Source organism: Croceivirga lutea (assembly GCF_014235875.1).
GTDB classification, from domain to species: Bacteria; Bacteroidota; Bacteroidia; order Flavobacteriales; family Flavobacteriaceae; genus Croceivirga; species Croceivirga lutea.
The window spans coordinates 571,302-583,104 of record NZ_JACJUK010000002.1 but is presented as its reverse complement, the minus strand read 5'-3'; the positions used below and the strand labels follow the sequence as shown (position 1 = coordinate 583,104).

Here is an 11,803-nt window from a genome sequence, read left to right as displayed (position 1 = left end):
AAAATATCGATTGTACTGCTACTCCTGATGGTGAAATTACAGTAACTGTTACTGGTGGCTCTGGTGACTTTACCTTTATGGTAACTACTCCAATTTCTGCTACTACTACTTCTCATACATCCGGAGTGCTTACAGGTCTTAGTGAAGCCGGTAACTATACTATCGATATTACTGATAATATTACAGGTTGTTCTTCTAGTATTAACCAGTTGTTGAATCAACCTACGCCTGTTACCTTTGACCCACATTCTATAATTGATGTAAGTTGTAATGGTGGTAGTGATGGTAGTGTAACCGTAAATTTAGAACCTACTTCTTCTGGTGTTAATGAAGACCCTACCTATACCTTCAATCTTTATGACAATGGTGGTGCACTAATTGCAGGACCTCAAACCGACCCTACATTCAGTGGGTTGACTGCAGGCACCTATGAGGTTGAAGCTATTTCTTCAAGACAATGTACAAACAGAGAAACCATAGTTGTTGGTGAACCAAATGTTTTAGCAGCAACAGCAGCGGCAACGCCTTTTGCGTGTACTCCTCAAAATTTAACCAATACCTCTGTAATTACAGTAAATGCAATTGGTGGCACAGCTAACTACCTTTATAGTTTAGATAATGTAAACTTCCAAACCGCAAATACATTTGAAATTGTAGATACAGGAAGCACTCAAAATATTACTGTCTATGTAAATGATGCTAATGGTTGCCAAACTACCGCATTAGTAAATATTGAACCTATCAATACATTTACAATAACTGTTTCTCAAGACATAGAAATAACATGTAATAATCCTGAACGTGTATTAGTGACTGTTACAGATGATGGTAATGCTTCGAATACATATTCTTATGATTTATTACCACTAGGTACAACGGCTGGTAGTTTAGATACTACTCCAACAAATACTACTGCATATTTTAACCTAAATACTGCTGGTAGCTACGTAATACGAGTTACAGATACAACCACAGGTTGTTATGTGGATTCTACACCTTACAATATTGCTCCTTATGATTTGATAGAAGTATCTGCTTCAGCTACGGCAGCATCCATCTGCTTTGGTGACACCAATGGAGCTTTGGAGGTTTCTATTACTGGTTATACAGGCACTTATTTTTATGAAGTATTTGATAGTAGCAATACCTCAACAGGTATATCTGGTAATGCAAATACATCTGTAAACCCATTAGCAATTACAGGTTTATCAGGAGGTAATTATTATGTTCAAATTACACAAACAAATAACCCATTATGTTCTGAAAATTCTAATACAGTTACCATTGCGTCACCAGATAGTGCGCTAACGGTAGTTCCTTTAGAATCTGCAAACGTTACCTGTAGTAATGACTTGGGTGAAATTGAAATATCTCCTGAAGGTGGTTATGCTCCATATTCAATTGTGTTAACAAATACAACAACAGCACAGACTTATAATGCTACAAATGTTCCTAGTAGAATATTTACAGGTCTTTCAGCTGGTGACTACACTGTTGAAATAACTGATAATGCTGGTTGTGTAATTACTGAAAACATTACGCTAATAAGACCTGATATAATTACAGCGAATATTGATGCTACTCCAACCATGTTGGCATGTTATGGAGATACTAACGCATCTATAAGTGCAATTAATGTTATAGGTGGACAAGGTGTATATCAATACCAATTAAATACTTATGATACCACAGGAACAAGTATAGTATCTACTACCGGATTACAAAGTGCAAATGTATTTAATGGCATAGGTGCTGGTATTTACAGTATTACCATTAGTGATGGCTGGGGTTGTGGAATAGAAACAACTCAAGTAACTATTAATGAACCTTCTGAAGTTGAAGCAGCATTACTGCAGGTTTCACAATTAACTTGTACAAATCAAGCAGAATTAGAGCTTACAGCTATTGGTGGTACAGCACCATATCAGTTTAGTACTGATGGTATTTCATATAATCCTATGACGAGTAATACACAAACATTTACCGTTGGTTCTGGTTCATACCAATACTATATTTTAGATGCTAACGGTTGTGAATCATTTATTTCTAATGAAATTAGTGTTGACCCAATACAACCCTTAACACTTAATATTGATGAGACTGCAGCCATAATTAATTGTTCTGGTGAATCATCAGCATCAATAATTGTAAATGCCACTGGCGGATTAGGTAATTATTCTTACGAATTATTTACTGATGCAGCATTAACTAATTTACTTGTTGGTCCACAAAATGATGATACATTTAGCAATTTAAGCGCTGGTCAATACTTTGTAAGAGTAACCAGTGATGACTGTGTTGAAGTATCCAATCAAATTACAATTGAAGATCCAGCACCATTACAAATTATTACAGAAGAATCTACCAATATTACTTGTAACGGAGCAGAAGATGGCACTATTACTGTTGAAGTTACTGGCGGAACAGGTGATATCTTCTATGCTATTTCACCAAATTTAAATCAGTTTGATACTGAAAATACATTTACAGAACTGGGTCCTGGTGTTTATGATATTATTGCTCAAGATAGAAACGGATGCTTTATTTCATTCCAATTTACAATTGTAGAACCAAATGCAATTGATGCCTCTGCAATAAATGTAACTGGTGAAACATGTGCTGGAGAGAGTGATGGTATGTTTGAACTGCAGATAAGTGGTGGTACTGCTCCGTATGCTGTCGCAGTAGATTCTAATGCAGATTCAGATTTCCAACAAGGAATTACTCAGGTATCTAATCTAGAAGCTGGCGCTCATGTAGTATTTGTTAGAGATGCTCAAGGTTGTGAAACCAACTTTTTTGTTGAAATTGAAGCAGGAGTAAATATTAATGCAACTGTAGCACCAATATTTGATTGTATAGGAACTAATATACCACAGAACAGTTTAGATATTATTCTAGAAGACACTAATATGTATTCTGAAGTGCTATTTGCCTTAGATTCAACAGATCCAAATCAAATGCAATTAACACCAGATTTTAGCAATATTGCTCCAGGTGAACATTTTATAGCAATTGCACATGAAAACGGATGTTTAAACGTTATAGATTTTGAGATACCAAACTATGAGCCGTTAACATTAGTGTTAGAAAACAGTAACATTAATGAAATTACAGCCATAGCTCAAGGAGGCGTAGAAGATTATACCTTCTATTTTGGTGACGTTGACAATGGAACTGACAACACATTTATCATAAACAGAACAGATACCTACACTGTTAGTGTTATAGATAATAACGGTTGTCAAGTAGATGCTGAAATTTATGTGGAGTTCATAGATATTGAAATACCTGACTTTTTTACACCGGATGGTGATCAGGTTAACGATAATTGGGCACCAAGGAATTCAGAAGCGTTTCCAAATCTAATAACAATCATATTTGATCGTTATGGTAGAGAGGTATACAGATTTAAATCTGGAGATAGCGGATGGGATGGTGTATACAAAGGAAGCGATTTACCAACAGGAGATTACTGGTATGTAATCAAAATAAATGGTGAAACAGACGATAGAGAATTTATAGGACATTTTACATTATATAGATGATGACATAAAAGACATAAAAGAAACATTCCCAAATCATGAAAAAAACCCAAATCTTAATCCTACTATTAGGCTTATCTGCTATGGTCAGAGGTCAAGAGTTGACCGTACCACAACTATCACAGTATATAGCAGATAACCCTTTCTTAATGTCTCCAACCTACGCAGGTGTTGGTGATCACATTAAACTACGACTTAACGGACTAACCCAATGGGTTGGTATTGAAGATGCTCCAGATACACAAACCATGGCAGTTGATGCTAGACTTGGTAATAAGTCTGGTATAGGATTGTTGCTATACAATGATAGTAATGGTGAAACTAGACAAAGAGGTTCAAGAATATCTTTTGCTCACCATTTAACTATTGATAGGTACGAAGATGAATTTTTATCTTTTGGTATCTCTTACAATTTCAATCAATTTAGAATTGCCATTGAAAACTTTGGAGACCCAAATAATCCCATGTTTGACCCTTCAGTAACAGATGACCGTTCAACAACAAACCACAACTTTGATATTGGGGTATTGTACCGTTATAAAAAGTTTTATTTAAGTGTAAATGCTTCAAACATCTTAGATAAAGATTTAAGCCAATTTAATACTCGCTTTGAACCTAATAAATTAAGAAACTATTACATGTATACAGGTTATAGTTTTATGAAAAATAAGAGGTCAAAATTAGAATTTGAACCTTCAGTATTTTTTCAATGGTTTGAGAGTGACGGCCGTTCTGTAACAGATTTAAATGCAAAATTCAGATTTCATGACTTTGAAGACTATTATTATGTTGGAGCTACTTACAGATTTTTAAATGATCAAGTAGGTACACCACTTTATATTGCACCAATTGCCGGTCTTAAAAAAGACAATATCTATTTTGGGTATTCATATCAGTTAATTACTAATGAAATTCTTGGTTATAGTACAGGTACACATGTAGTAACCGTAGGTATGGATTTATTTCAAGGTATTAGTAATTGTAGATGTACTTATTAAATTGTTTAAAGTAATTTTGCCTTGATATGGGTAAAATTAAATTAAACAATATACGCTTACATGCTCAGCATGGCTGTTTACCAGAAGAAAGCGTAATTGGGAGTGATTATAGAGTAGATTTACAAATTGAAGGAGACTTAAATAAACCTTCTCAATCAGATAAATTAGCTGATACTATAGATTATGTTCATCTTAACAATATTGTAAAAGAAGAGATGGCAGAAAAATCTAAACTATTAGAACATGTTGCTCAACGTATTATTAATCGTGTATTAGGTGAACTACCCTTGGTAAATACTGTAGAAGTTTGTGTTTCAAAAATTAACCCACCTATAGGAGGAGATGTAGAAAGTGTTATGGTTTGTTTAGATAAAACAAGGTAACCTCAAAACTTGCAAAGCCTAAAAAATGTGGTACATTTGCACCACTAAAATTGGCATCGTGGCCGAGTGGCTAGGCACAGCTCTGCAAAAGCTTGTACAGCGGTTCGAATCCGCTCGATGCCTCAATAAAACCTCTTCTCTTTAGAAGGGGTTTTTTAATTACTTATTCTGTCTTCCATTTGTTCTATACCTTGCTCAAAATCATAAGGAATAAAACCTTTTGCAATCATTATAATACCACATATTACCAGAATAATCCCCAATATCTTTTTCATAAAACGAATACGTTCAGGGGTAAGTTTTTTTCGGAGCTGTTTAGCTAATAAAATTTTAATAATATCTAAACCTAAATAAACTAGAATTACGGTAGAAAAAAAAGTTAGAATTCTATTTGGTTCATTGTTGACACTTGGACCTACAACAAAGAGAACAATTAACCAATAAACGAGTACTCCAATATTTATAATATTTAGTAAAAAACCTTTAACCATTAAGGCTAAATAAGTTCCTTTAAACTTTTTAGATTTTATTGGTTTTTTAGTTTCTTTTTTAACATATAAAAAGACCCCATAAATAATGAGAATTGTACCTCCAAAAACATAAAGACCTGGCTGATTACTTAAATTTTTAAGTAATTGGTAACTACTAAAATACGCTATACAAATAAATACAATATCAGCTAAAATTACCCCAGCATCAATACTCATTGCAGCTCTAAAACCTTTAGTAGCTCCAGTTTCTAAAAGAACAAAAAACACAGGGCCAACCATAAAGCTTAGTAATATGCCTAAAGGTATTGCTGCCTGTATATCTTCTATCAACAAAATTTTAGTTTTATTCAGTGTAGTTATCTAAAGTTACTGTATAAACTTTGCTTTTAAAAAAGTAACTTTCTATAGCAACTTTTAATTGTTATAATGTCCTAAAAGAGAAAAGTCTAGATGTCTTTTTATTAAATCAGTTTCTTTTACCATTACCACTACTTCATCACCTAATTGATAAACTTTCTTCTTGCGTTCACCAACAACTGCATAATTACGTTCGTCAAAAGTGTAGTAATCATCTTTTAAATCACGTATACGAACCATACCTTCACATTTATTTTCTATGATTTCTACATAAATACCCCATTCTGTTACCCCAGAAATAACACCAACAAATTCTCTGTTACTGTGGTCTTGCATAAACTTAATCTGCATGTATTTAACAGAATCTCTCTCTGCACTAGAAGCTAGTACTTCCATATCAGAAGAATGCTTACATTTTTCTTCGTAGACTACTTCTTTTTCTGATTTGCCGCCATCTAAGTAATGTTGTAATAATCTATGCACCATTACATCTGGGTATCTTCTAATTGGTGAAGTAAAGTGCGTATAATAATCAAAAGCTAATCCGTAGTGTCCAATATTATTGGTGGTATATATAGCTTTACTCATACTTCTGATAGCCAAAGTATCTACTAAGTTTTGTTCTTTTTGTCCTTTAACATCTTCTAGCAATTTATTTAAAGAACTAGAAATAGAAGATTTACTTTTTAAATTTACTGCATGACCAAATCTAGAAATTACACCGTTTAAAGCAAGTAACTTGTCAATATCTGGTTCATCATGTACACGATATACAAATGTTTTTTCTGGTTTTTTCTTTCCTATAAATTCAGCAACACTTTTATTAGCTAAAAGCATAAATTCTTCAATCAATTTATTAGCATCTTTAGATTCTTTAAAATAAACTGATTCTGGTTCATTGTTAGCATTTAGGTTAAATCTAACTTCTATTTTATCAAAAGAAATAGCCCCTGAAGACATGCGTTTAGCTCTAAACTTTTTAGCTAACCTATCTAATGTTAAAACGGCTTCCTTGATAGCTTCAGAAACGGTATACCCTTTTTCTCTAATAGAAATTTCATCTGGTATTTCTGTTGAAGAGGTTTCTATGATATATTGTGCTTCTTCATAGGCAAATCGTTCATTAGAATTAATTGCAGTTCTACCAAACCATTGATTTAAAACTTTAGCGTCTTCTGTAATTTCAAAAACTGCCGAGAAGGTATATTTTTCTTCGTTTGGTCTTAAACTACACACTAAATTAGAAAGAACCTCTGGCAACATAGGAACAACTCTATCCACTAAATAAACAGAAGTTGCTCTATTAAAAGCTTCATCTTCTAAAACAGTACCTGGTTGAACATAATGCGAAACGTCAGCAATATGAATACCTATTTCAAAATTTCCGTTTTCTAATTTTTGAAAGGAAAGTGCATCATCAAAATCTTTTGCATCTTTAGGATCAATAGTAAAAGTTAATACTTGGCGCATATCTCTACGCTTTGCAATTTCCTCTTCTTTAATTGAAGTATCTAAGGTTTTTGCATATTGCTCTACTTCATAAGGAAACTCATATGGTAAACCATATTCTGCTAAAATTGAATGAATTTCAGTTTCATGTTCACCAGGTTTACCTAAAATATCAATGATAGTTCCATAAGGGGAATCTGCATCATCTGGCCAATCACCTAATTTCACTAATACTTTATCACCGTTTTCTGCATTTTTTGTTCTATCTGCAGGTATAAAAATATCAGTATACATTTTAGAATCCATTGGTCTTATAAAAGCATAGTTTTTTTGCTTATCTACAATACCAACATATTGTTCTTTTTTACGCTTTATAACTTTTGCAATTTCACCTTCATTCTTTTTACTTCTACTTTTTGGTTTAAGATAAACTTCAACTATATCTCCGTGAAAAGCTTTATTTAATCTATGTTCTGGCACAAATATGTCTTCTTCTAAATCTTCAACTATAACGTAACCGTTACCGCTAGAAGTCATATCTAAAACACCTTCCATTAACGTTCGTAATTCTTCTTTCTTTTTGTACTTACCACGTTCAACCTCTACAATACGCTCTTTTTGTTTTAATTCACCTAATCTTTTTATTAGGTCATTTCTACCTTGAGAATCAATGATATTAAGTTTAGCAGCTATTTGCTTATAATTAAAACTTTTAGTTGGTGCACTTTCTAGAACGGTAAAAATACCTTTGGTAATCTCATTTTTACGCTGACTTCTTGCCCGCTTTTTTCTTTTCGCCATTTAATCGAAAACATTTAAGCTGAAAATTACAAATAATAAAAGCGTTATGTAAAGCTTCAAAACAAACAAATGAACAATTATTATAATAATTACTTTTTTTCTTTTTTATAAATTCTAAAAATGGTGGTTACTATTGTCTGTTAACTTGTGGAATAATTATTTAGGTTTTTAATTGACTTAAACAGTAAAAAATTGTTGTCAACAACTTATAAATTGATGTAAAACCTTAAAATCATGTGGTTAAGTATTTTTTTAACAATATGTTCAATTAGATTTCAACATTGATTTTTTGAAAACTTAAGTTGTATTTAATGTTAATTACTTCAAAGAAATGGTGGATTATGGTTGATTAAAAATTAATCAATTGTTAGGTCAACTTTACATATTTTATTGTAATGTAAAATTATTGTTACCAATTTCTATAAAGTCATCATAAGTTTTCTTCTGTTTATTAACATTTCTTTATAAAACCTAAGTAGTTGATTTTGGGTAGGTTTAAATTTTTTCATTTTTAATTATCAACACCTAGTTATAAAAGGATAGTATCTTTGATATTCTAATATTTATACGATGACAATATCAATAGGTAACGATCACGCAGGTACAGATTATAAGTTGGCCATTATAGGTATGTTAAAATCTAAAGGAGTTGAGGTTATTAACCATGGTACTGATAGTACTGATAGTGTTGATTATCCTGATTTTGTGCATCCTGTTGCAACAGATGTTGAAACAGGAAACGCCAAATTTGGAATTGTAGTATGTGGCAGTGGTAATGGGGCTTCAATGACTATTAATAAACACCAAGGTATTAGAGGAGCACTTTGTTGGAATAAAGAAATTGTATATCTAGCAAGAGAACATAATAATGCAAATATTTTGAGTTTGCCAGCTAGATTTATTGCACTACCGCAGGCCTTAGAAATGGTAGAAACTTTTTTAAATACAGCGTTTGCTGGTGGTAGACATGAAAGACGTATTGAAAAAATTCCTTGTGCTTAAATACAACTAGTATAATTAGATTATTTAGATAGTTAAGTAGTTTTATATGAATATTCTAATTAAAACTTTTACAGAATTAACAAAAGAAGAGTTATACGCACTTTTACAATTAAGAAGTGAAGTTTTTGTAGTAGAACAAGATTGTGTTTACCAAGACATAGATGGTAAAGACAACCAAGCACTACATGTGTTAGGTTATGAAAATAAAATTCTAGTTGCTTACCTAAGAATATTTGGTCCAGAAATTTATTTTGAGAATCCGAGCTTAGGTAGGGTTGTGGTAAAAAAAAACCACAGAAAAAAGGCTTTTGGTCAACTATTACTGCTGAAGAGTTTAGAAAAAATGGATTCTTTGTATGCTGATAAAAACATAGAAATTTCAGCTCAAACCTATTTAAAAAAATTCTATGAAGATTTTAATTTTAAACAAGTAGGAGAGGGTTACTTAGAGGATGGAATACCGCATATTAAAATGCTGAGAGCTCCTAAATCTTAATTGGTGTTTTAGAAGTTAAATTAAGTTCATTAAGAAGATTATCAGTGAATTTGTAGTGGCCTTTGGTGGTTATAATCTTAAACTTGTTAGATTTCATCCTACTTAAAGTATCAAGAAAAACCCATTTTGTTTTTAATAATTTACTTCTACTAGATTTAAGGCTAATATCAAAGTAAAATTTTCTACCATTTTTAGTAGCTACAATATCTGGAGTTAATTCAATATCTCCATTTTTTTGATAGAAAGATTTTGGGCTTTCAAATCCATCTAAATCCGCCTTAATATTTTCGAATCCGGTGCTTTGTAAATAACTGATAGATTTTTCTAAAAATTCTGTGTGCTGTGCTTTTTCTGATTTTACCATAGTATAAAATAAAAAAAGAATTAAGTATCACAAATCTTTTAAACTGATTAACAGCATTTTAAGATATAGTTTTTGCTACCTTGCAATCTATCAACCAAGATAGACGTAATATTAGGTTTAAAGGTTTTTCAGCTTTGTTTGAAGTAGAGGCATATAAATAACCTTCTTTTTTAGGATTTAAATTTGGTATATTAAGTTGACCATACTTTTTTGAATGGTTCTTAACGTATTCTTTTAAACTTTTAAGTGTTATTCCTTTTTTCTGTAATAGCTGTTGTAATTTATTTCTATTAACAAGAGTTAATTTACAACTCGTAAAAAATTTATCTCCATCTTGCTGAATATTAGTTGCAAGAGCATAGAACTCTGTGATTTTAGAAGCATCATAAAACCAGCCTTGTTTAGAAATTCCTTTTTTTAAATAGCATATTTCAAAAGCAAATGTGGGTAGATTTTCACCAATATAATCTAATTGCGCTTTCTCGTCGATTACATAGGTTTTATTGGTTTGCTTATGTATAAAATACAGGTCAACTCCTTGTAATTGATGCGTTTTAGTATGTATTCTTTTAAAGTTATAAAAATGTAGTTTTTGGTAATACGTATCCAATAAAGGTTGCAAGGCCTTTTCTTTTAATAAATCTGATTTAAAGGAACTTTTCAAATAATTAGATTTTGGATAGTAAAGATTGTCCAATTTTTTCAACAATATCAACAACTAATGCATTACCCATAAAAAACGCTCGTTTGGTATTAGTAATACCTTCTAATTTGGTATGATTATCAGGAAAACCATTTAATCGTTCAAGTTCTAAAGGTGTTAATCTACGTAGACCATGTGCTGTTTCTATTACATGTTTAAAACGCGAAGCAGATTTACCACCTTCTCCTGTGATAATGGTTCTAGAAGGTTTAGAAATATCATCTGGAAACGCCATTGAACCTTCAGAATACTTATACTTAAAACCTTCTTTAGTTGTTCTAGATTCTTTTTTAGCACCTTTTAAATATTTCCATTTAGGTAAATCTTCAATGTTAATATAAAACTCATCAGCTACTTTATCTTTTTCCAAAACCGATTTTAAATTTTGAAACGGACCATTATAATTTACCAAGGTTTTATAACTAATTACGTTACCGTTAAGAAGTAAACCAGAATTTAAAAAGGGCGAAATTTTACCATCACTATTAAATGTTTTTGATAATTGAAGCATACTTTCTGATAACGAAATCTGATTTTTTTGATTTGTTGAAGTAACAGGAAACGCAGATGCCAACACCCCGTTAGATAATACCCATTCTTCAGCATTAGATTTCAACAGTTGTTTATAAAGGTTGCTTTTATGATGTATGCCCACCAAAAAAAAACGCCTTCGGCGTTGAGAATAACCATATTCGGCGGCATTAATTACGCGCCATTCACATGCGTAACCCAAATCAGATAAACCTTTAAGCATAATAGCAAAGTCTCTGCCACGTTGTTTTACGGGAGATTTTAATAAACGGTCAACATTTTCTAAAATCAGGTAAGAAGGTTTACTCTCTTTCTCTTTTAAAATTCTGTAAATAGACCACCAGAGTACCCCTTTTTTACCAACAAGGCCTTTAGAATTTTTTAAGCTGGTAGCTACGGAATAATCTTGGCAAGGAAAACCGCCAACTAACACATCATGGTTTGGAATAGAAGAGGTTGCAATTTCTTCAATATTAAGATTGGAGTGGTTTTTATTGCCAAATCTGTTTTCATAAACCATTGAGGCATGTTGTGTCTTGGTAGAGGGCTCCCATTGATTGCTCCAAATAACCTTAAAATCTTTTGAACGCTCAAGACCCAACCTAAAACCACCGACACCAGCAAAAAGTTCGCAAACAGTTAATTTTGGCATAATTCAAAAATAAAAAAACCGGCTAACGCCG

Annotated in this window: 10 protein-coding genes and 1 tRNA gene; 6 read left to right on the top strand and 5 right to left on the bottom strand. The window is 32.1% G+C overall.

Annotation, left to right across the window (positions count from 1 at the left end; all coding sequences use genetic code 11):
* The 4 genes from H5V42_RS06165 to H5V42_RS06150 all read left to right on the top strand — a co-directional run.
* The coding region (locus H5V42_RS06165; RefSeq protein WP_185782253.1) for a T9SS type B sorting domain-containing protein at nucleotides 1-3,548 on the top strand (3,548 nt) is incomplete at its 5' end.
* Nucleotides 3,549-3,583: 35 nt separating this feature from the next.
* The gene (locus tag H5V42_RS06160; RefSeq protein WP_185782252.1) at nucleotides 3,584-4,543 is read left to right on the top strand and encodes a PorP/SprF family type IX secretion system membrane protein; all 960 of its coding nucleotides are present in this window, start codon (nucleotides 3,584-3,586) and stop codon (nucleotides 4,541-4,543) included.
* A 26-nt stretch (nucleotides 4,544-4,569) separates the two neighbouring features.
* Nucleotides 4,570-4,926: a dihydroneopterin aldolase gene (gene folB / locus H5V42_RS06155; protein ID WP_185782251.1), complete on the top strand. Its 357-nt coding sequence runs from the start codon at nucleotides 4,570-4,572 to the stop codon at nucleotides 4,924-4,926.
* A 52-nt stretch (nucleotides 4,927-4,978) separates the two neighbouring features.
* A tRNA-Cys gene (locus tag H5V42_RS06150) sits at nucleotides 4,979-5,049 on the top strand.
* Nucleotides 5,050-5,081: 32 nt separating this feature from the next.
* Here the strand turns inward: H5V42_RS06150 and H5V42_RS06145 are convergent.
* Together H5V42_RS06145 and rnr are read right to left on the bottom strand one after the other, a co-directional pair.
* Nucleotides 5,082-5,747 (bottom strand): LysE family translocator, encoded by a 666-nt coding sequence (locus H5V42_RS06145; protein WP_185782274.1) that lies wholly within the window; start codon nucleotides 5,745-5,747, stop codon nucleotides 5,082-5,084.
* A gap of 84 nt (nucleotides 5,748-5,831) precedes the next feature.
* Nucleotides 5,832-8,024, bottom strand: a complete 2,193-nt coding sequence (gene rnr / locus H5V42_RS06140; RefSeq protein ID WP_185782250.1) for a ribonuclease R — start codon at nucleotides 8,022-8,024, stop codon at nucleotides 5,832-5,834.
* A gap of 570 nt (nucleotides 8,025-8,594) precedes the next feature.
* Here rnr and H5V42_RS06135 point away from each other — a divergent pair.
* Both H5V42_RS06135 and H5V42_RS06130 read left to right on the top strand, forming a co-directional pair.
* Nucleotides 8,595-9,026, top strand: coding sequence for an RpiB/LacA/LacB family sugar-phosphate isomerase (locus H5V42_RS06135; RefSeq protein ID WP_185782249.1), 432 nt, complete (start codon nucleotides 8,595-8,597; stop codon nucleotides 9,024-9,026).
* 46 nt (nucleotides 9,027-9,072) lie between these two features.
* The gene (locus tag H5V42_RS06130; RefSeq protein WP_185782248.1) at nucleotides 9,073-9,522 is read left to right on the top strand and encodes a GNAT family N-acetyltransferase; all 450 of its coding nucleotides are present in this window, start codon (nucleotides 9,073-9,075) and stop codon (nucleotides 9,520-9,522) included.
* On the opposite strand, the gene H5V42_RS06125 is transcribed toward H5V42_RS06130, so the two are convergent.
* The 3 genes from H5V42_RS06125 to dcm are packed head-to-tail and all read right to left on the bottom strand — an operon-like array spanning nucleotide 9,512 to nucleotide 11,772.
* Complete coding sequence (locus tag H5V42_RS06125) at nucleotides 9,512-9,886, bottom strand: hypothetical protein (protein WP_185782247.1); 375 nt, start codon at nucleotides 9,884-9,886, stop codon at nucleotides 9,512-9,514. The genes H5V42_RS06130 and H5V42_RS06125 overlap by 11 nt on opposite strands.
* Nucleotides 9,887-9,944: 58 nt before the next feature.
* Nucleotides 9,945-10,550 (bottom strand): hypothetical protein, encoded by a 606-nt coding sequence (locus H5V42_RS06120; RefSeq protein ID WP_185782246.1) that lies wholly within the window; start codon nucleotides 10,548-10,550, stop codon nucleotides 9,945-9,947.
* A gap of 4 nt (nucleotides 10,551-10,554) precedes the next feature.
* On the bottom strand, nucleotides 10,555-11,772 hold the full coding sequence (gene dcm / locus H5V42_RS06115; RefSeq protein ID WP_185782245.1) for a DNA (cytosine-5-)-methyltransferase: 1,218 nt from the start codon (nucleotides 11,770-11,772) through the stop codon (nucleotides 10,555-10,557).
* Nucleotides 11,773-11,803: the final 31 nt, after the last annotated feature.

Excerpts from the sequence above, each read along its gene's own strand:
- H5V42_RS06160 (WP_185782252.1), top strand. The coding sequence starts at position 3,584 with ATGAAAAAAACCCAAATCTTAATCCTACTATTAGGCTTATCTGCTATG.
- folB (WP_185782251.1), top strand. The coding sequence starts at position 4,570 with ATGGGTAAAATTAAATTAAACAATATACGCTTACATGCTCAGCATGGC.
- rnr (WP_185782250.1), bottom strand. The coding sequence starts at position 8,024 with ATGGCGAAAAGAAAAAAGCGGGCAAGAAGTCAGCGTAAAAATGAGATT.
- H5V42_RS06135 (WP_185782249.1), top strand. The coding sequence starts at position 8,595 with ATGACAATATCAATAGGTAACGATCACGCAGGTACAGATTATAAGTTG.
- H5V42_RS06130 (WP_185782248.1), top strand. The coding sequence starts at position 9,073 with ATGAATATTCTAATTAAAACTTTTACAGAATTAACAAAAGAAGAGTTA.
- H5V42_RS06125 (WP_185782247.1), bottom strand. The coding sequence starts at position 9,886 with ATGGTAAAATCAGAAAAAGCACAGCACACAGAATTTTTAGAAAAATCT.
- dcm (WP_185782245.1), bottom strand. The coding sequence starts at position 11,772 with ATGCCAAAATTAACTGTTTGCGAACTTTTTGCTGGTGTCGGTGGTTTT.